We start from the raw sequence: 19,922 nt of genomic DNA on the forward strand, positions 1-19,922 counted from the left end.
CTCGATGCCACGTCTGCCCGGACTGCTGGGGCTGCCCCGGATGCTGCGGCACTTCGGGGCGACCGGGGCCGGGCTGCCGGCGGACGACGAGGTGGAGTTCGACGCGCCGGACCCGCAGGTGCGGGCGGCGTGCGAGGCCGTACGGCGCGGCCGGTTCGAACCGGCCGAGGAACTGCTCGCGCAGACCCGCGCGGAGGGCCGGTGGGACGTCCGGGGCGCTGCCGCCCGCGACCTCGCCGAGACGCTCCTGGAGAGCCCGGGCCGGCTCGAGGACTGGTGGGCCCGCAGGCCCGGCGACCGGGACGTGGCCCTCGTACGGGCCGAGGCGGCCGTCGCGCAGGCCTGGGCCGTGCGCACCGGAGCGCGCGCCGCGCAGGTCTCGGCCGAGCAGTTCGCCGGGTTCCGGGCACTGCTCGCCGACGCCGTTCCCGTCCTCGAGGAGGCCGTCGCGCTCAACCAGGGCGACCCCACCCCCTGGGCGGCGGTCCTCGCCCACGACACCGGCGCGTCCGCGCCGCGCGAGACCTTCGACGACCACCTCGCGAGCGCGCTGGCCCTCGACCCGTACAACTGGGCCGCGCACGCGCGCGCCGTGCAGTACCTCGCCGCCAAGTGGCACGGCTCGCACGAGGAGATGTTCGCCTTCGCCGAGCGCGCGGCCGCCGCGAGCCCCGCCGGGCACCCGCTGCGCGGCCTGCCCGTCGTCGCGCTCTCCGAACTGGCCCTGGACGAGAGCCTCGACGGCGACGAGACCACCAAGTACGGCCCCCTGGCCCAGGACCGCGTCGACCGGGCCGTCGCCGAGGCCCGCGCGCTGTCCGCGACCCGTCCGGCCGGCGACCGGCGCCTGGCCGCGGTCCGCAACCACCTTGCCTGGGCGCTGATCCGCGACGGCCGGCCCGCCGCCGAGATCCTGGAGGTGTTCCGGGCGATCGGCCGGCACGCCACCGGCCACCCCTGGGCCTACCTCGGCGGCCCCGCCGCCTTCTTCGAGTTCCGCACGGGCGCGCGCGGCCAGGTCGCCCAGGACACCCCGTTCTTCGGCGGCACGGTGAGCCCGCCCGAGCCGGACGCCGCCGCCGTCGACGCGGGCGGCGCGCGCCACGAACTGGCCCTCGTCCCGGCGACGATGCGCGAGGTCACCGAGGCCGTGGCGCTCACCGGCGTCACGTACCGCATGGCGCCGCTCCTCGGCACCGGCATCACCCTCGTGGAGCCGGCCCCCTCGCAGGAACCGGCCGCCGGGAAGCGCGGCGGTCGGTCCGGGCTGCGCCGGACCCTGCTCGGCGAGGGCGATCTCGTCCGGCTCGCCCGCTCGTTCACGACGGGCGAGCCCTGGCCGGTGCTGGTGGTGTCCCGGGTCGCCGGCCGGTACGGCCTGAGTCTCGTCCACAAGCGCGCGCTCGTCGCCGGCCACTACTGGCACGGCGCGGACGGCATCCCCGCCCAGGACGAGGCCGACCAGGCCGCCGCCGCACTCGTCGCCGCCTTCCCGAAGGGCGACCGGCAGCGCGTCACCGCCGCCCTGCGCGCCCCTGACACGGACCGCGGCCCCCTCGACGCGGCGCTCGCGGCCCTCCGGCTGCCCGCGCTCCCGGAGGCGTACGGCGAGCGGTACGAGATCCTCGCCGACGTCCCGAAGGCCCGGCTGGTCGCCCGGCGCACCCTGCGCGCGGCCCTGAAGGACTCCCTGCGCGAGGACGCCACCGACCCCAAGAGCGAACTCCCGCCCCTCGGCCTCTGACCCCGGCGAACGGCCACTGTCCCTGCACCTTCACAGTGCCGAGGTGGCCCGTGCCCCCGCTGTCCGCCGTCTGCTCCGGAACAGTGCGACGAGCGTGATCAGCCAGCCCGCCACCGCGATCCACAGCAGGATCCGGCCCAGCGTGTCCAGCCAGGCGACGCCGGTCGCCGCCGACGTCGACAGGGCGGCGACCGCCGTCATCCCGAGCGGGAAGACCGTCGCCCAGCGGCGGATGTCGTACGCGGGACGGCGGCGCAGCGCCTCCGCCGGCAGCAGCACCGCGTACCAGGCGAGGCTGAGGCCGAGGAGCACGAACGCGGTCGTCTCCAGCGCCGTGCGGGCCGCTCCCGACCACACGCCCGACGCCGCCAGCTTGGACGCGGCGAGCGCCGAGATCGCCGGCGAGCCGCCCGCCACCCAGTGGTCGCCGGAGCCCGTCAGGACCTGGCGAAGGTCGAAGTGGACCAGCGCGTCCACGTACAGCGCCAGGCCGAGGACGAAGAGCACCAGGCCCGTCCACGCCGGCCAGTCCCCGAGGTCCGGCGCGAGCACGGCCGCGAGCACCGCCAGACCCTCCGTCGCCACGCACACCAGGAACACCGCCCCGGGCGCCCCGCGGCGCAGGTGCCGCAGCACCCCCGTGAGCAGGAACGGCCAGACCGCGGCCGCGAGCACCAGCAGCAGCGTCGCCGCCGCCGTCCAGCCCAGCAGCGCCAGCCGGACGCCGAGCACGGTCGTCGCGGCCACCGCGGTGAGCGCGGGCGGGGTGTCCGCCCGGGCCGACCACTGCCCCCGGTCCCGTACCGCGAGGGTCGCGAACGCGGCCGCGAGCAGCAGCCACAGCGCGCCGGCCAGGCACAGCGCCACGACCGACAGCACCTCGAAACCGGCCGGCTGAAGCCCGACGGACAGGATCGCCGACGCCATCACCGCCGCCCCGGCCACCGGCGGCAGCCGCGACCACCAGGGCTCGCGCCCGCTCACGGCACCCTCGTTCATGGCTCCATCGCACCCGCCCGCCCCGCTCCCCGCCCGCATCCGCGATCCGTTCGGGTGAGGCCCGCCGGGCGGGCGGCTCAGGAGGTCCCGTGCGCCAAGGGCGCGGCCGCCGGCGCGCGCCGCTCCACGGCGACCAGGGCCGCGTCGTCGCCGAGCCGCCCGCCGACATAGCCGGTCAGGTCCTCGGAGAGCCGGCGCAGCAGCTCGCCGGGGCTGTCCCCGGCCCAGGCCGGCAGCCGCTCCGTCAGCGGGTAGAACGCCCGCGACGTCCGGTCTCGGGCCTCGACCACCCCGTCCGTGTACAGCAGCAGCACGTCGCCCACACAGAACGGGAAGGACTCGACGACGACGTCCGGGTCGAGCACCGCGGTCATGCCCAGCGGCGGGCTCGGCGCGCTGCTGGTGAGCGTCACGACCCGGCCCTCCCGCAGGATCAGCGGCGGCGGATGGCCGCAGTTCGCCACCCGGACCACCAGCTCGTCGTCCGGGATGTCCAGGACGAGCGCGGTCACGAACGCCTCCTCGCGGGCGAACTCCGCCTCCGTGTCCCCGTCGGCCGCCCCGCCGCCCGCGTACTGCGCCGTGCCGACGCCCGCCTCCAGGCTCGCCACCAGTTCCGGCAGCTCGCCCGCCCGTCCCGCCGACACCCGGAACGCGCCCATGACCAGCGACGCCTCGCTGATCGCGTCCAGCCCCTTGCCGCGGGCGTCCCCGATGAGCAGCCGGGTCCCCGACGCCGTGCGCGTCGCCGCGTACAGGTCGCCGCCCATCAGCGTCTCCTCTTCGGCGGCCAGATAGACCGACGCGATGCCCAGCGGCCCCGAGCGGCGCGGCAACGGGTGCAGCACCGCTCCCTGCGCGGCCTGGGCGATCGAGCGGAGCCGGGACACCTTGCTCTCGTGCTGCTCGCGCAGATGGGCGAAGAAGGTGACCACCACGGAGATCAGGATCAGGGCGAGGATCTGGTAGGTGTGGTTGAGGTCGGTCAGGCTCGTCCGCACGACGGCCACCACGACCTGCGCCAGCACCGCCACCGCGCCCACCAGCGCCGTCGTCCACGCCCCCGCGAACGACGCGGTCAGGGCCGGCGCGGCCACCAGGAACGGCCCCAGATGGACCTCGGGCGGGGCCAGGATGTCCACCACCGTCACCACGGCGATCAGCGCGAACGAGAACCCGAGCAGCCAGGGAGCGGCGCGGCGCCGCGGGAAGCGCGGGGAGTCGAGTCGCTGCGAGGGGTCCATGGCACTTGCATACAGGAGGGTGGGCGTACGGGCTTACCGACATACCGTTGCACATCGCGCGGCGCCGTGCGGCCCGCGGAACTCGGCTGCGCGCCGGGCTCCGGCCTCCTACGCTGAAGAAGGGGCGTCGGCGGTCCCGTGCGGTCGGAGGAGCAAATGAGACGACGGCATCACTTCCACGTCGACCACGCCGGTCACTCCGTGAGCGTCACCGTCCAGACGGGACACACGTCCGTGGTGGAGGTGCTCGTCGACGGCAAGGAGACGGGCCACGCCACCACCCTGCACGACCGTCCCGTCGTCGTCGACGTGGAACTGCCCACCGACCCGCCGACCCCGGTCGCGGTGCACGTCACCCCGGGCCCGGGCATGCCCCGGTGCTTCCTCACCGCCCCGCCGGACGCGGAGCCGCAGGTGATGTCGCCGCGCCACTACTGACCGGCACCGTCCCCGAGAGCCGGCCCACGGTCGAGGACGAGAGCACGCACGCGCGAGTTGAGTATCCGTACTCATGCCGCCCGCGCGGTCCGGGCCCCACGCTGGGGCCCGAGGTGAGGGGGCGGACATGGGGAAGGTGCTCGGGGCGGTCCTCGCGGTTGCGGGGGTCGCGGGCGTACTCGTGGGCGCGTACGCGGTCGGCGCGCCGGCCGGCGTGGTGCTGGGCGCAGCGGCCGGGGTGGTCGCGCTGCTGTGGCTGCTCGTGCTGCTGACGCTGCCGTGGAACCTGTACTTCCGTGCCCACACGGTGCTGGCCGAGATCGCGATCAGCCGGGAGAAGGGGCTGGACGTCCCGGAGGCGCGGGACGCCGAGGCCGCGCGGATCGCCCGCGCGACGCTGCGGGCGGCGATCGCCGGACATGTGGTGACGGCGGGACTGGTCGTCGCGCTGACCTGGGCGACGGGGAACGCGACCGGCTACTGGTTCGCCGGATTCTTCCTGCTCAGCACCTTCTTCCGGCCCGCCGGGGCGTACTTCGGCCAACTGCGCCGCAGGCTCGGCGTGTTGCTGAAGGACGTGACCTACCCGCGCGACGACGTCGTGGAGGTGCGCGCGGAGGTCGCCCGCCTCCTCGCCGGCATGGAACTCCTCGAAGCCAAGACCGAGGAGCAGTACCGCACGCTCGCCGAACTCCGCCGCACCGTCGACGCGTTGAGCGCCTCCCTGTACGCGCGCACGGACGACACGGACCGGCGGATCACCTCCCTGGCCCGCGAGTTCGAGGCGACCGTGGACCGGCTCGGCGACAACGAGGAGATCATCGCCGGCCTGAAGGCGTTCCTGCGGCTGCTGCGCGCCGAGCCGGGTCCGGCGACGTGACGGCTCAGTGCGGCGGTTCCTGTTCCGCCACGCGGGCCAGCAGCTTCGTGTAGCGACCGCGGCGGTCCGGCCGCGCGCGGGACTCGGCGCGCCGCAGCACCGGCACGGCGGCCGGGCCGACGCGGACCAGCGCCTCCTCCGCGGCCCGCCGTACCGTGGCGTGCCCGTGGTCGAGCAGCACGGTGAACGCGGGCACGGCCGGCTGCCAGCGGGCCTGTCCGAGCACCCGGACCGCGCTGCGCACGACGTTCGGCTGCGGGTCGTCCAGCAGGACCTCGGTGAGCCCGAGATGGGTCTCGCGGTCGAGCAGCGCGCGCGAGACGCGGTGCGCGTGGAGCCGCGTCGCGGTGTCGGCGTGGGTGAGCACGCCGCGCAGCAGGGCGGTGAGTTCCGGCTGCTCCAGGGCTGTGGCGTGCTCGGTGACATGGGTGAGGGCGCGGCGGACCTCCTTCCCGTCGTCGGACCGGAGTCGCAGGACCAGCTCCTCGCGCGACGGCGGCCGCACGTCCGCGACCGGGGCGCGCTCGCGCAGGGTCCGCAGCGCGTCCGCGTCCTGCGCGGTGGCTTCCGGGCCGCGCAGCGGGCCGTCCACGAGGACGAGCCGCGCGTCGGGGTGCCGCTCCCGCAGGCGGCTCAGCGCGGGCGTACGCAGGAGCGGGCGGTCGGCGAGGAGGGCGAGCAGCCCCGTCGCCCCGGCGGTGATCCGCGCCTCCAGGTGCAGGGCGAGGAGGTCCGCGGGCAGTCGCCGCAAGGCGTCCGCGGCAGGGCCGCGGGCGGCCGCCGGACCGTGCTCCCACAGGTGGAGGAGTACCGGCAGCAGGGGTGCCGACCGGCGGTCGTCGAGGCCGGAGACGAGGGCCGCGAGCCGCTCGGCCCGGATCGGAGGTTCGAGGAGGGAACCGGGGTCGGCTTCGGTGACGGCGCGGCGCAGCTCCGACAGGAGAGGCCCCTGCGGGACGCCGACGGTGCCGCGCAGACAGAGGTCGAGTACCGCAGCGCGCGTCTCCGGCTCGGGCCACGTCAGGAGTGTGCGCGCGGCGGTGTCCCGCTGTTCGGGCACGTCCGAGGCGAGCATGGCGAGCAGCCGTTCGCGCTGGGCCGCGGACCGGGGCTGGTTGAGGTCGGCGGGGCTCGGCTGCCGGAGATCGTCGACCGGGGCCTGGGCCGCCTCGGCGAGCGTCCAGGCCGGGAGCCCCAGCGGCTGAAGGTCCGTCATCCAGTCGAGGAGCGCGGACCGGACGGCGGGCGAGGCGTCGGCCTGTACGTCGATCAGCGCGACGAGCAGCGCCCGGGAGCAGCCGAGGTCCGCCCGGGCGCGGAACGCGGCCAGGTCCGCCACGCTCCGTGCGGCGGCGGCGAGTTCGTCGCGCCACGGGGCGCCGCCGTCCGTCCCGGTGACCCCGAACGCCTCCCGGAGCAGCCGGGTCCGCGCCGCGTCGGGGGTGGGGGAGAGGGCCGTGGACGCGAGCTCGCGGTCGAGGTCGGCGCGGACCACGACAGCGCCGCACAGCCCGAGCAGGGGCAGCGTCGAGCGGCGGCCCGGGGGCCGGGGAGGCAGGGTGCGTACGGCGGCGGCGACGCGGACCGCGGCGGTCTCCGGCAGTTCCGGTGCGACCGCCTCGACCGCCTCGATCAGCCGGTCCCGTTCCTCGCCCTCCGACTCCGCGAGGCCGTCGAGCAGCACCGGGAGGGAGCGCGCGAACGCGGCCCGCTCGTGGGGCTGCCAGGGAGCGGTGCAGATCTCGGTCAGCAGGTGACGCAGTACGGTGCGGCGGATGTCCGGCGAACGGGCCGCCAGCGCCAGCCAGTCGGAGAGGTACACCCGTAGGCGAAGCATCCCGAATGAGCGAAGCCTCCCGGACTGACGCTCGATCAGGCTCAGTGCGCGTTCCGGATCCCACCCCTGCTCCGCCAGCCGGTCGAGGTCGCACGGATCGGGCGTGGTTCGGGACGTCGCGGAGACCAGACGCGCGCGGACGCGCTCGTCGGGCTCGCGGCGCGCGGCCGCCTCGACGGTCGCCCCGAAGGCGTCGCCGAGCAGCGCGCGCAGCGCCCCGACGAGGAGCCGCCGCAGGCCGGGGTTGTCGCTGCGGCCGAGGTGCCGCAGGACGTGGGGCACGGCCTCCGCGGTCCCCGCCGTGGCCAGAGCCCCGGCGGCGGCCTTGCGGACGCTCATGACCGGATGGTCCAGGCAGTCGGCGACCGCCCCCGCCGCCCAGCGCGCCCCGGCCGCCCCGAGGGCGGCCAGGGTCTGCCGTACGGTCTCCGGGTCCTGCGCCGGCCCGGTGAGCGTGAGCAGCCCCGCCGACACGGCCTCGACCCCGTCGCCGGAGGCGTCCCGGGCGAGCAGCGCGACGGCGTGCTTGCGCACATGGCGGTCGGGGTGGCGCAGCAGTCGGTGCACACGGGCGCGGACCGGCTGTTGCGGTGCGCGTGGCAGGCCGAGCAGGACATGGAGGAGTACGGCCTGTTCGGCGGCGCCGACCCCGTCCCGCTCCACCAGGCCGAGCACCAGGTCGGCGGCGACCGCCTGCCCGGCGGCCTCGGCGTCGGCCGCGTCCAGCAGTGCCGCCGGGCGGATGCGTCCGCGTGCGTGCAGCCGTCGGCCGAGGCCGCACAGCGCCTCCACCGCCTCCGGCGGCACGGGGGACTCCCCGGCCGGAGCCGGTTCGCCGGCGATGCGGAGCAGGAGGTCGGCGAGTACGGGCAGGGTGCCCGGGCCGCCGTGGGCGGCGAGGCGGCGGAACGCGGCGACCGGCTTGTCCGGGTCCAGGTGGGAGGCCAGAACGGCGAGTTCGTGCTCGTCGGGGCCGCCGAGGTCCGCGGCGATCCGCTCCGGGAGCCGGTTCGGGTCCAGCCGGACGAGGATGCGGCGGCGGAGGTCCGGGTCGGTGGTCAGGAGCCAGAGGAGCTCCAGGGCCCGGTCGCTCACGGCGCGCAACTCCGGTCCGATCGTGGACGGTTCGGCCGTGTCGAGCCCGAGGCCCTCGGCGAGGACCCGGACCGTCCGCTCGCCGCCGACGGCCTCCAGCGCGTCGAGGGCGTCGGCCGGTGCCTGCGGCAGGACGGCGAGGACCGCGGCCTCGGTCTCGGGGGCGCGCAGGGCGCGGAGCGCGGCCAGGAACGGGCCGGGCGCCGGGGCCGTCGGCAGCAGCGCGGCGACTTCCGCGGCGGCCGGAAGGCCGGTCGCCCCCTGCGCGTCGAGCGCCACCAGCAGGTCGAGGCGGCGCGGCAGGCTCGGGTCGTCCGGTGCGGTGTCGAGCAGCAGGCGGAGGAGCGTGTGCCGGCTTGTGTACAGGACCGTCGCGACCGCGCGCGCCGGGATGCCGTGGTCGGCCAGGGCGAGGGCGAGTACGGCCGGGACGTCGGCGTCGGTGGCGAAGTGGCCGCGCCGGTGCAGGGCGCGCAGACAGTCCACGGCCGCCGCGCCCAGCAGCAGCGGATCCTCGGCGGCGAGGGCCAGTACGCCCGGCACGTCGTCCCGCCGAGCGGTCTCCCCGTACTGCGCGAGCGCCCGCTGTCGTACGAGGCCCGGCCGGTCCCGGTCCGCCGCGGTCCGGAGCAGCAGTTCGCCGTGGCCGTGCGCGGCGGCGGCCGCGAGCGCGGCCTCCGCGATCGGGGTCGGCCCGTCGAGCAGGGCGGCCGGCCGGGCCGCCGGCAGCGGCTCCAACGCGGCCCAGGGTTCGGTGAGTTCGGCCAGGGCGCCCGCTACGACGGCCGCTGCGGCCGAGTCCAGCAGCCGGAGCAGCACCCCGCGCACGCGCTCCGGGCCGAGCACCTGCGCCCGCAGTCCCTCCCGGGCCAGCCGCAGCGCCTCGCCCTCCAGGACGGGGTCCCCGCTGCCCGCGAGCCCCTCGACGAGCCCGGCGGGCCCGCGCACCGCGCCCAGGTCCGTGGACCGGACGGCCTGATACAGCGCCTCCCCGCGCTGCTCGCGCCCCAAGACCCCGGGGTCCCGCGCGAGTTCGGCGCGCAGCAGCGCGACGCGCACCGCCGGGACGAGCACCTCGGAGGGCCACTCCCGCCAGTCGGGAAGCGTCTCCGCGTCGGTCCCGGCCACGGCCAGCGCCTGCTCGGGGGTGACGGGAGGAAGGCCGGACGAGGACGGGCGCGGGGGATCGATCACCCCGGGATCGTACGATCCACGCCGCAGGGGCGACACGAGCTTTTCGACGGGACCGGGCTCATGTGCCGGCGTCCCGGCCGACCGCCTCGACCAGCGGGAGCAGGCGGTGCGGGACCCGTTCACGCAGGGCCATCTCGGTGCGGGTGCGGACCACACCGGGCAGGTTGATCAGCCGCTGGATCACGTCCTCCAGATGCCCGTTGTCGCGGGCGACGACCCGGGTCAGCAGATCGCCGCCGCCCGTGATCGAGAACGCCTCGACGATCTCCGGGACGGCGGCGAGGGCGTCGCCGACCTCGTCGAGACGCCCCTGCGTCACCTCGATGTGCACGAAGGCGAGCACCGGGTGGCCGAGGGCGGCGGGGGACAGGACGGGGCCGGTCCCGGTGATCACGCCGTCCCGCTCCATGCGGTCGATACGGGCCTGGAGGGTGCCCCGGGCGACGCCGAGGATCCGCGCGTACTCGCGCACGCTGGTGCGCGGCTGCTCGATCAGGAGCCGCAGGATGCGGGTGTCCAGCGTGTCGACGGCCACGGTGCGCGGTCCTCCTCATGGCCAGGTTTCCGGCCCTTCGACCGTACCAATGGCCCAGCGGGGACGCCGCGCGGACGCGGGCTCACCAGCCGAAGCGCCGGTCGATCTCCTTGGCGAACTCCTCGAAGCTCAGCACGTCGTCGCCGTCCTGGTTCGCCGCGTCGAACAGCGCGGAGGCGGCGTCGGGGTCGCCGAGCCCCCAGAACGGCAGCATCCCCTGCGCGGCCAGCGTCGGACCCTTGGACCGCAGCGCCGTGATCACCTCGACCCGGGTGAGGGTGCCGTCGCTGTCGAGGTCCAGCGCGTCGAACAGCTTGCGGGCCTTCTCGCTCATCGGGGGTTCCTTTCGGGTTTCACGGGCTCGTCGGGAAGGACGCGCCCCAGCGGCGTGAGGTTCACACGTGATCCGCTGCGAACCACGCCCCACACCTCTCCCACCCCACCCGAAAGCCTAGTCCGACAGGGCCAGGCGGATGCCGAAGCCGGCGATGACCGTGCCGGTGACGCGGTCCATGACGAGGCGGGCGCGGGGACGGCTGAGCCAGGTGCGGAAGGCGCGGGCGCAGGCGATGAGGGCGGCCGACCAGACCAGGCCCAGCGCGATGTGGACGGACGTCAGCAGGAGGCCCATCGTGAAGTGGCCCTCGCCCGGCGGGATGAACTGCGGCAGGACGGCCACGTAGAACGCGCCGACCTTCGGGTTCAGCAGGTTCGTCAGGGCGCCCTGACGGAAACCGGCGCCCAGCGAGTCGGCGGCCGTGTCCGGCGCGTACTCGTCCGGCACGTCCGGCAGGCCGCGGCGCACCGTGTCGTACAGCATGCGCGCGCCCACCCACACCAGGTACGCCGCGCCCGCCCAGCGCAGCAGCTCGTACGCGAGCTGGGAGGCGGTCAGCAGGGCGGTCACGCCCAGCGAGGTGAGCGCGCCCCAGGTGAGGGTGCCGGCCTGGATGCCGAGGACCACGCCCCAGGCGCGGCGGCGGTGGCCGACCGCCGAGGTGCGCAGGATGAGCGCGGTGTCGAGACCGGGCGTGAGGGTGAGCAGCCCGACGACGAGGGCGAACGACCAGAGCGCGGTACCGGTTTCCATGGCCGAGACCCTATGCGACGCCGTGTTCTTGGCGCCCGGCGTATCGGGCTCCTAAGTCGCGTCGCCGCCCCGTCCGCCGCCCGTGATGCGTTCCAGGTCGGAGACCAGGCCGTCCAGCCACGACACGGCCACGTAGTACGCCGGTGAGGCGTCCGCCGGTTCCGCCTCGAAGCTCGCGACGGCCGGGTCGCGGAGCTGGACCGGGGTCTCGGGGGTGTCGCCGCCCGGGTCGGCCGCCGCCGAGACCAGCAGCATCCGCCCCGCGACCCGGTCGCCGAGCCGCAGCAGCCCCGCCGCGGCCTCCCGGCCCAGCGGAGGCGCCACCGTCGGCCCGTCCGGTCCGGCGGGCGGCGGGGGCGGTACGAGCAGCCGGTCCGAGCCCCACAGGGTGTGGTGGCCCATCATCAGGCCGGCCTGCCAGTCCGGTTCCGCGGCCGGCCCCGCCCCGGCCTGCGCCGGCCCGCCGCCGTGGCCGGCGCCGTCCGGTTCGCTCTGGAACTGGGCGAACGCCGACTCCGCGAGGATCAGGTTGTGCTGCAGCGACCGGTGCCCCGGCGCGGTGGCCCGCGGCTCGCGGACCCCGCCCGCGACCACCGCCGCGACCGTGGCCACCACGATCTCCGCCGTCGCCCGTACCAGCGCCGCGCCCGACCGCCGCAGCTCGTCGTGCGCGCCCCGCGGCCACGCGAGGAGCCCGAACACCGCCCCGATGGCGCTGCCGGCCAGCACCTCCAGGATCCGGAACTCGGCCAGCTGCCACGTCGAGTGGGCCAACTGCGCGAACGCCAGCGACACGACCACCGTGAACAGCGCCTGCGCCCACCCCACGCCCTTGACCGGGCCCACCGTGAACGCGCAGAGCATCACGAACGGCATGATCACCGCGTACACCGTCGTGTCCGAGCCCGCCGCGATCAGCAGCCCGGCCGCCACCACGGCCCCGCACAGCGTCCCGGTCAGCGCCTGCCGCACCGTCACCCGTGTCTCCGTCACCGTGGTCCGGGTCAGCGTCAGCGTCGCGAGGAGCGCCCAGAAACCGTGCGGCAGCGTGTCCACCCCGGCGATCAGCCGGGCCGCCGCCAGCGCCAGGCTGATCCGCACCGCGTTCTGGAAGTGCACCGACCGCTGGCCCACGTTGCCGGCGAGCCGGTGCCACCAGAGCTCCGGGGCGCGCTTGGACGCGTACCAGAAGCGGCCCGGTGAGGCGACCGCCCCGGCGGCGCGCCCGCGCACGGCGAGCGAGGCGGCCATCGACAGGGCCAGCGTGGCGTCCACGACGGCGAGCAGCGAGGCGCGCCGCCGGAGCGCCGGGGCGGCGCCGGCTCCGGACGCGGGGTTTGGCTCGGCGACCAGCTCGGTCCGGACCCTGCCCAGTTCCTCGTGCCACCGCCCGGGGGCGTCCGTCCGCCCGTCCGCCTGCGCGCCGCCCGGCTTCCCCGTCCGCCTGTCCGTCAGGCGCAAGGCCGTCTGCTCCGTCACCCGCGCCACCGCGTCGAGCACGTCGGGCACGTCGGGCCCGGCCGGGCGGCTGCCCGGGGGCGGCGGCCCGAGCTGCGCCAGCCGGCTCAGCACCGCGCGGGCCGCGAGGCCCGCGTGCGCCAGGGCCCGGTCCCGCAGGCCCGGCCCGGCGGGCCGGGCCTGTTCCGGCACTTGCGACGGCCGCAGTGACTGCGCCGCGGCGTGCGCCGCCCGCGCGTCCTCCGCGGTCAGCGCGTACGGCGGCGCGCCCAGGGCCCGTGCGCACCGCCCCGCGAGCCCTGCGGCCGCCGCGACGCGTTCCGCGTACGACGGCGCGGCCGGCTCCGGGAACAGGAACGCCTCGGCCAGGATCAGCAGGCCGAGCCCCACCGCCGCACCGCCGAGCCGCTCCCCGAGGGAGCCGGGATCGTACGGCGGGAAGCACGGCAGGATGTACAGCAGTTGGAGGCCGGGCGCCGCCCCGGCCGGCCGCGGACCGCACACCGCGAGGAAGGCCAGCGCGAACCCGACGACCAGCATCCCCACCACCGCGCTCCACGTCCGCACCGCGAGGAACGTGCCGAGCGTGATCAGCGCCCAGGACCAGGGCGCCGCCCGGAGCATCACGGCGGCCCGCTGCCGCCCGGTGCCGGGGATGCGCGAGAGCCCGCCGAGGGCGATCGGCGCGAACAGCGCGTACGTGGCGGCGGTGACGGAGTCGGAGCCGTACAGGAAGAGGTAGAAGCCGCCGCCCGCGGCGGCCGTGACGCGCACCGCCCCGCGGGCCGCGCGGCGGTACCCGGCAGGCACCGCGGGCCGCGACGCCCGGGGCGTCTCCGGCCCGCTCGGCGCCTTCGGGACACCGGCCATGCCACCAGCATCACCCGGACCGGCGACCCTCGCGCGCGGGCGTCCCCCGCCCAGGCGTAACGGCGTGCGCCGCGTACGGCTGGACAGCCTGCGCCGTCACCGCTGGGCCGCCCGCGCCGTCACCTGTCCTGCCGTGCCCCGAACGTCAGCCGTCGTGTGCCCGGGCTCCGGGTGCCGATGCCCTCCAGCGGCGGCTCCGACGCGTCCGGGCCGCCGGCGGTGAGCGGGATCGCCAGGCTCTGGCACATCCGCTGGGCGCGGGCGAGGGCGCTGAGGGTGGCCGGGGAGGGCGTGCCGGCGGGGAGTTCGACGGTGACGGAGCTCGGGCGGTGGGCCGAGACCAGCGCCTCGATCTGCAGCGCGGCGGCCGCGCGATTGGTGATGTCGAGGTCTTTGAGGATCGTGACGCGCAGGACGCCGTCGCCGTCGAAGACATGGCTGATGATCATGGCCCACCTGCCGTTCAGACCCCGGGGGTTCGGCGTCCGTCCGCATTCGGCGCGCCGCTCAATGTCGAGGATAAGCGCGCCCCGCGCCGTCCGGCCCGCACGCGCCGCCGTGCCGCCCGACGCATTCCAATGGCCCACTCGTGGCCGGACGGCGCAGGCATCCGCTGGGCCATTGGCCCAGCGGTCCACGCTCGTGTTGAGCCAGTTGTGTCCCCGCCGTTATCCTCGGGGCATCCAACCACTTCCTGGCGCCGCAGCGCCGGACGGCAACGACGCCGCCTCCGGACCGCGGTGCCTTCGTCGTGTCCGTGCGCGGCCCACCACCCCGGGCGGCAGCGGGACGGCGCGCACCACTGCAAGGGGGGCGGCGCACCGCCGTGAAGAAGATGTTCGTGGCTCCGGACCCGGGGTTCCTGAGACTGCGCACCGCGCTGCGCGCCGTGCTCGGCGTCGTCCTCTCCGTCGGGGCCGCCCAGGCGGCGGGACTGTCGCTGGTCGCCTCGATCGTCGCCGGCCTCGCCGCGCTGCTCGCCCTGTTCACCGTCACCGACGCGAGCGTGCGCGCCCAGGCGGTCACGACCGCGCTGCTTCCGGCGGCCGGTTTCCCCGTCCTGGCGCTGGCCACGGCGCTGCACGGCCTCCCGCAGCTGCGCGACGCCGCGTTCGTGCTCGTCGTGTTCTGCGGCGTCTACGCCCGGCGCTGGGGGCCCCGGGGCCATGCCCTCGGGATCTTCGCGTTCATGAACTTCTTCAGCACGCAGTTCCTGCACGCCGTGCCCGCCCAGCTCCCGGAGCTGTACGCGGCCGTGGTCCTGGCGCTCGTCGCGTCCAGTGCGACGCGCTTCGTCCTCTGGCCGATCGAGCGCCGTACCCCGCCCGCGGCCGCCCCGCCGGCGCTGCCCGGCACGGGCCTGGCCCGTGCCACCACCCGGCAGGCCGTCCAGGCCGCGGCCGCCTCCGCGGTCGCGCTGGTCGTGGGGCAGTTCCTCTCCGACGAGCGCTGGTACTGGGCCGTCGGCACCGTGTGGTGGATCTTCGTCAACACGACCTCGCGCGGCGAGACCCTGGTCCGCGGCTTCCGCCGGGTCCTCGGCACCGTCGTCGGCATCGTGTTCGGCCTGCTGATGGCCATCCCGCTGCACGGCGCTCCCGCGCCGACGGCGATTCTCGTCGCGGTCTGCGTGTTCGGGATCTTCTACACCGCGGCCGTCTCGTACTCGTGGATGATGCTCGCGGTCACGGTCATGGCCAGCTCGCTGTACGGCCTGCTGGGCGTCCTCGACACCGGGCTGCTGGTGCTGCGGCTCGCCGAGACGGGCGTCGGCGCGGTGTGCGCCGCCCTGGCGGTGGCGCTGGTGCTGCCGATCACCACGCACGCCACCAACCACGCCTGGATCCAGCGGGCGCTGCACAGCATGCACGCCGCCACCGCCGAGGCGATCGCCCGGCTGGCCGGCGACCGCGAGGGTGACCCGGCCCCGCACGCGGCCGAACTGGAGCAGCTGCTGGTCCGGGTGCGGATGGCGCTCGCCCCGCTGCTGCACCCGCTGAATCCGTTCCGTGCCCGCAAGGCCCGCGCCCGCCACGTGATCGAGCTGCTCGACGACTGCGCCCGCGAGGTACGCGGCCTGGTGGCCGTCGCGGCCGACCCCTCCGCCGCGCACGACGCTCGCCTGGCTGCGGCCTGCTGGCGCGTCGAGGAGGCCGTGGAGGCCCTGACGGCCGACGAGCTGGGCTGCTGCCGCGTGGACGAGACCGCCCCCGCCCACGGGCAGGCCGCAAAGGACCGGGGCGAGCCCGCCCTGGCCCATCTGCACGGCCTTGAGAAGGCCCTGGCCGAGCTGGCGACCCCGCTGAACTCCTCGCCCCGCGCCCCCCGGGTCGCCGCCTGACCCCGTTGGTCTAGACCGCCTGCTACCGTCGCCCGCAGACCGGGCGCACGGAGGGGAGAGGCTGTGACGGACCAGGACGCGGCAGGGCGGGCCGACGGCGAGCGGGAAGCAGGCGGAGGGCAGGAGTCCGCCGGCGACCGCCCGACCGCCGCAGGCCGGGCGGGCGAAGCGGCGATGGCGGGCGGCGCGGCCCGCGCCGCCGGCGAGGACGGTACGGCCGCCGGTACCGCTCCGGGAGACCGCCCCGTGACCGACGCGGGCTCGGCGGTGCGCGCCGGAGCGCCCGCACCGGCCGCCCACACGCCACCCCGGCCCGGCGCCGTCCGGGCGTTCATCGGATCGTTCACCTCGGCCGGCGGCCGGGGCGTCGTCGTTGCCGACGTCGACCCCGGCACCGGGGCCTTGAAGGAGACCGGTGCGACGGACGCCGTCGCGGACCCGTCCTTCCTCGCCGGCGGACGCGACGCCGTCCTGTACGCCGTCTCCGAGGCCGACGACGGGGCGGTGGCCGCTTTCGACGTCTCCGGGGCCGCGCCGGGCCTCCTCGGCGCGGCCGCGCCCGTACGCGGGGCCGGGCCCACCCATCTGTGCGTGGCCGCCGGTCACGTGGTGACCGCCAACTACACGTCCGGAAGCGTCAGCGTGCTGCCGCTCGCCGCCGACGGCTCGCCCCGCGCCGCCGTGGAGGTCCTGCGGCACGAGGGGTCCGGGCCCGTCGTGGAACGGCAGGCCGGGCCGCACGCGCATCAGGTGGTGGCGGATCCCGGCGGACGCTGGATCCTCTCCGTGGACCTCGGTACGGACTCCGTCCGCGTCTGCGCGCTCGACCCGGCGACGGGAGCCCTGCGGCTCCACCACGAGTGTGGCCTGCGACCCGGCAGCGGGCCCCGCCATCTCGCGTTCCACCCTTCGGGCGCGTACGCGTACGTCGTGCACGAGCTGGACCCCGTCGTCACCGTCTGCCGCTGGGACGCCGAGGCGGGCGTCCTGGAGCCGCTGGGGGAGACCGCGCTCGCGACGCCCGGGTACCCGTCCGGGATCGTCGTCGCCCCCGAGGGACGGTTCGCGTGGGTGGCGGTCCGCGGCCGTGACGCCCTCGCGGTCCTGGCCCTGTCGGCCGCCGGGGACGCCGCGGAGCTCGTCGCCACCGTGCCGTGCGGCGGCCACTGGCCGCGCGACCTGGCGCTGGACCCCGCCGGGCGGCGGCTGTACGTCGCCAACGAGCGCTCCGGCGACGTGACCTGGTTCGACCTCGACCCGGCGACGGGCCTCCCGGCCCGTGCCGGCGCCCTCCCGGTGTCGGCGGCGACCTGCGTGGTCCTCGCCTGACGCGCCGACGAACGCCGCAGGGCCCGTACCGGAGACTTCCGGCGCGGGCCCTGCGGCAGTCGTGCGGTGGACGTCAGAGGGCCGGGGACCCCTGCTGCAGCGTGATGCCCTGGACCGCCGCGTACTGCGACAGCACCAGCTTGCCGATCGCCGGGTACGCGCCGAGCGGCTCCGAGGAGGCGCAGCCGGCCTCCTTCGCGGCCTCGTCGAGCAGGCCCTCGGCCAGCTCCGGGCCGACCAGGTACGGGGCCAGCGCCAGCTGGGCCGAGCCCGCGCCGCGCAGCTGCTCGGCGACGGAGGCGATCGAGCCCTCCTGGTCCAGCGCGGCGGCGATCACCGGGACGGCCAGCCGCGCGGCGAGCAGCATGCCGGTGATGCCGGCGGCCTGGACGGCCTCCTCGCCGCCGACCGTCGCCAGGATGATGCCGTCGGCGGCCGTGGCCACCGTGAACAGCCGGGCGCGGTCGGCGCGGGCCAGACCGGCCTCGGAGAGCCGCACGTGCAGCGCCTCGGCGAGCAGCGGGTGCGGGCCGAGCACATCGGTCAGCTCCGCGCCCGAGCCGCTGCTCAGCACGGCCTCGCGGATCCGGCGCATCAGCGCGCTCTCCGGGCCGGCGAGCAGCGGGACCACGACCGCCGGCGGGCCGTCGGGTGCGCTGACCTCGCGGCCCGCGGCCATGGCCAGCTCGTAGCGCTGGGCGCGCAGGGCCGAGACGTGCGTCAGGACCGTCCCGAGCGTCGGGTACTCGGTGTCGTCGCCGTCCACGTAGCCGATCGCGGCCTCCAGGCCGGGCAGCTCGGAGCGGGCGATGCTGACGACTTCCTCGGCCAGGGAGCGTATGGCCGGTGAGGGCGTGCCGGGAACCGCCAGGACAAGCGTCGGAGCGCCCTCGGGCGCCGCCACGGGTTCGGGTCGGCGGTGCCGCCCGGTCTGGCGGGGGCGCGGCATTCGTACGGGCAGCCCGGGAGTGGGCCCAGTGGGGGAGCTCATGGCGCCGCATGCTACTGGTTTTGACCGTCGGGCTGTTCGGTGAGGTGCGACTGGGCGTCGGATGCCCGCGTTTGTCCGACCTGCCTGTTACGGGGTCAATGCTCGGGTACGTACAGCAGTCTCGGGTCCATCGGCAGCCGGAGCTCTCCGGCTGCCAGCGCCACGGCGAGCGCGACCGCGCCGGACAGCGGATCGCCGGCCGCGGCCACCCGCCGGGCGTGCGGGAGTTGCGCCGCCAGCTCCTCCTCCAGCGGGCCGAGCAGCGGCTCGCCCAGCCTGAACAGCCCACCGGTCAGCGCGACTTCGACACCGCCCGCCCGCTCGTCGCCCGGCGCCGGGCACGCCGCGGCCGCCGCCTCGGCGATGTGCGCCGCCGCCTGCCGCAGCACGTCGGCCGCCACCGGGTCGCCGTCCGCGGCGCAGCGCGCGACGTCGGGCGCGAACGAGGCCAGCACGGCGGGCCGGTCGGTACGCGGATACAGCGCGCCCGGCAGCCCGGCCGCCGGTCCGAACCGCTCCTCGGCGCGGGCCAGCAGCGCGGGCGAACCGCCCCGCCGCCCGTCGTGCGCCCGCAGCGCCGCCTCCAGGCCGGCCCGGCCGATCCACGCGCCGCTGCCGCAGTCCCCGAGCAGATGGCCCCAGCCGTCCGCCCGCCGCCAGCCGCGCAGATCGGTGCCGAGCGCCACCAGCCCCGTCCCGCCGGCCACGACCGCCCCGGGCCGCTGCCCGAGCGCGCCCGCGTACGCGGTGACCGCATCGGCCGCCAGCACCAGCCGGCGCACCCCGAGCGCCTTCTCCAGGGCGCCGGGCAGCTCGGCCCGCAGCGCGTCCCCGAGCGTCGCCATGCCGGCGGCGCCGACCGCCACCGCGGCCACCCGGCCGCCGTGCCGTCCCAGGAAGCCGTCCACGACCGGCAGCAGCTGCTCCAGCAGATGACCGGCGTCGATTCCCCGAGGCCCGGTGCGAACCGGCTCGCGCGTCGACTCGGTCTCCGCCGGCCCGCGGCCCGCCAGGTCCGCGCAGGCGATCCGCAGCCCGGAACCGCCCGAATCGACCCCGACCACCCACTCGCTCACGGCACTGTCCACGCCGCGCACCCTATCCCCGGCGCGGTCGGGCTGTGTCGGTGTGGGCCGGTAGAGTGACGCGCCGTGGCAGCACGACCGTTGAACGAACTGGTGGAGCCCGGCTGGGCTGAGGCATTGCGTCCCGTCGAGGGCCGCATCGCGGCGATGGGCGACTTCCTGCGGGCGGAGATCGCCGCGGGTCGGCAGTATCTGCCCGCGGGGCAGCACATCCTGCGCGCCTTCCAACAACCCTTCGCCGATGTACGGGTACTGATCGTGGGTCAGGATCCGTACCACACGCCGGGGATGCCGATCGGCCTGAGCTTCGCGGTGGCGCCGGACGTGCGCCGGCTGCCGCCCAGCCTGGAGAACATCTACCAGGAGCTCAACTCCGATCTGGGCCTGCCCCGTCCGTCGAACGGCGACCTCACCCCCTGGACCACCCAGGGCGTACTGCTGCTGAACAGGTCGCTGACCACCGAACCGCGCAAGGCCAACAGTCATCGCGGCAAGGGCTGGGAAGAGGTCACCGAGCAGGCGATCCGCGCCCTGGCCGCCCGGGGCAAGCCGCTGGTCTCGATCCTGTGGGGCCGGGACGCCCGCAATCTGCGGCCGTTCCTCGGCGACCTGCCGGCGATCGAGTCCGCCCATCCCTCGCCGATGTCCGCGGACCGCGGCTTCTTCGGCTCGCGCCCGTTCAGCCGGGCCAACGAACTCCTGGCGCGACAAGGAGCCGAGCCCATCGACTGGCGCCTGCCGTAGGGGATCACGCCTGTCCTGGAGGATCCCGTCCGCCCCCGCGGACCCTGC

16 protein-coding genes are annotated in these 19,922 nt (G+C 76.3%); 6 read left to right on the top strand and 10 right to left on the bottom strand.

Going from position 1 to position 19,922, the window contains the following annotated elements; translation table 11 throughout:
- Positions 1-4 precede the first annotated feature (4 nt).
- The gene (locus ACGFMM_RS18155; protein ID WP_393647351.1) at positions 5-1,744 is read left to right on the top strand and encodes a hypothetical protein; all 1,740 of its coding nucleotides are present in this window, start codon (positions 5-7) and stop codon (positions 1,742-1,744) included.
- Between the two features lie 30 nt (positions 1,745-1,774).
- Here the strand turns inward: ACGFMM_RS18155 and ACGFMM_RS18160 are convergent, their stop codons facing one another.
- Both ACGFMM_RS18160 and ACGFMM_RS18165 read right to left on the bottom strand, forming a co-directional pair.
- Complete coding sequence (locus tag ACGFMM_RS18160) at positions 1,775-2,743, bottom strand: tellurite resistance/C4-dicarboxylate transporter family protein (protein ID WP_393647352.1); 969 nt, start codon at positions 2,741-2,743, stop codon at positions 1,775-1,777.
- Between the two features lie 77 nt (positions 2,744-2,820).
- Positions 2,821-3,987 (bottom strand): PP2C family protein-serine/threonine phosphatase, encoded by a 1,167-nt coding sequence (locus tag ACGFMM_RS18165; RefSeq protein ID WP_393647353.1) that lies wholly within the window; start codon positions 3,985-3,987, stop codon positions 2,821-2,823.
- A 156-nt stretch (positions 3,988-4,143) separates the two neighbouring features.
- Here ACGFMM_RS18165 and ACGFMM_RS18170 point away from each other — a divergent pair, with 156 nt between their 5' ends.
- Complete coding sequence (locus ACGFMM_RS18170; protein WP_393647354.1) at positions 4,144-4,425, top strand: hypothetical protein; 282 nt, start codon at positions 4,144-4,146, stop codon at positions 4,423-4,425.
- 127 nt (positions 4,426-4,552) lie between these two features.
- The gene (locus ACGFMM_RS18175) at positions 4,553-5,305 is read left to right on the top strand and encodes a hypothetical protein (RefSeq protein ID WP_393647355.1); all 753 of its coding nucleotides are present in this window, start codon (positions 4,553-4,555) and stop codon (positions 5,303-5,305) included.
- Positions 5,306-5,309: 4 nt separating this feature from the next.
- On the opposite strand, the gene ACGFMM_RS18180 is transcribed toward ACGFMM_RS18175, so the two are convergent.
- From ACGFMM_RS18180 to ACGFMM_RS18205, 6 genes are all read right to left on the bottom strand, one after another.
- Entirely contained in the window at positions 5,310-9,431 is a 4,122-nt protein-coding gene (locus tag ACGFMM_RS18180; protein WP_393647356.1) for a HEAT repeat domain-containing protein, read from the bottom strand.
- A gap of 58 nt (positions 9,432-9,489) precedes the next feature.
- A complete protein-coding gene (locus tag ACGFMM_RS18185; protein WP_393647357.1) occupies positions 9,490-9,966 on the bottom strand; it encodes an Lrp/AsnC family transcriptional regulator in 477 nt (158 codons plus the stop codon).
- Positions 9,967-10,048: 82 nt separating this feature from the next.
- Positions 10,049-10,300 carry an EF-hand domain-containing protein gene (locus ACGFMM_RS18190; protein ID WP_393647358.1) on the bottom strand — a complete coding sequence of 84 codons (252 nt, stop codon included), beginning with the start codon at positions 10,298-10,300 and terminating at the stop codon, positions 10,049-10,051.
- A gap of 117 nt (positions 10,301-10,417) precedes the next feature.
- Entirely contained in the window at positions 10,418-11,056 is a 639-nt protein-coding gene (locus tag ACGFMM_RS18195; protein WP_393647359.1) for a LysE family translocator, read from the bottom strand.
- 51 nt (positions 11,057-11,107) lie between these two features.
- Positions 11,108-13,384: an FUSC family protein gene (locus ACGFMM_RS18200; RefSeq protein ID WP_393647360.1), complete on the bottom strand. Its 2,277-nt coding sequence runs from the start codon at positions 13,382-13,384 to the stop codon at positions 11,108-11,110.
- 119 nt (positions 13,385-13,503) lie between these two features.
- Entirely contained in the window at positions 13,504-13,833 is a 330-nt protein-coding gene (locus ACGFMM_RS18205) for a hypothetical protein (protein ID WP_393647361.1), read from the bottom strand.
- Between the two features lie 386 nt (positions 13,834-14,219).
- On the opposite strand from ACGFMM_RS18205, the gene ACGFMM_RS18210 reads away from it, so the two are divergent.
- The gene (locus tag ACGFMM_RS18210; RefSeq protein ID WP_393647571.1) at positions 14,220-15,725 is read left to right on the top strand and encodes an FUSC family protein; all 1,506 of its coding nucleotides are present in this window, start codon (positions 14,220-14,222) and stop codon (positions 15,723-15,725) included.
- A 63-nt stretch (positions 15,726-15,788) separates the two neighbouring features.
- Complete coding sequence (locus tag ACGFMM_RS18215; protein ID WP_393647362.1) at positions 15,789-17,054, top strand: lactonase family protein; 1,266 nt, start codon at positions 15,789-15,791, stop codon at positions 17,052-17,054.
- Positions 17,055-17,127: 73 nt separating this feature from the next.
- Here ACGFMM_RS18215 and ACGFMM_RS18220 read toward each other — a convergent pair whose 3' ends face one another.
- A complete protein-coding gene (locus ACGFMM_RS18220; RefSeq protein ID WP_393647363.1) occupies positions 17,128-18,045 on the bottom strand; it encodes a sirohydrochlorin chelatase in 918 nt (305 codons plus the stop codon).
- Positions 18,046-18,140: 95 nt separating this feature from the next.
- On the bottom strand, positions 18,141-19,133 hold the full coding sequence (locus ACGFMM_RS18225) for an N-acetylglucosamine kinase (RefSeq protein WP_393647364.1): 993 nt from the start codon (positions 19,131-19,133) through the stop codon (positions 18,141-18,143).
- Between the two features lie 63 nt (positions 19,134-19,196).
- Here ACGFMM_RS18225 and ACGFMM_RS18230 point away from each other — a divergent pair, with 63 nt between their 5' ends.
- The gene (locus ACGFMM_RS18230; protein WP_393647365.1) at positions 19,197-19,874 is read left to right on the top strand and encodes a uracil-DNA glycosylase; all 678 of its coding nucleotides are present in this window, start codon (positions 19,197-19,199) and stop codon (positions 19,872-19,874) included.
- Positions 19,875-19,922 lie beyond the last annotated feature (48 nt).

The organism is Streptomyces sp. NPDC048604, from assembly GCF_043199435.1.
Lineage (GTDB): Bacteria > Actinomycetota > Actinomycetes > Streptomycetales > Streptomycetaceae > Streptomyces.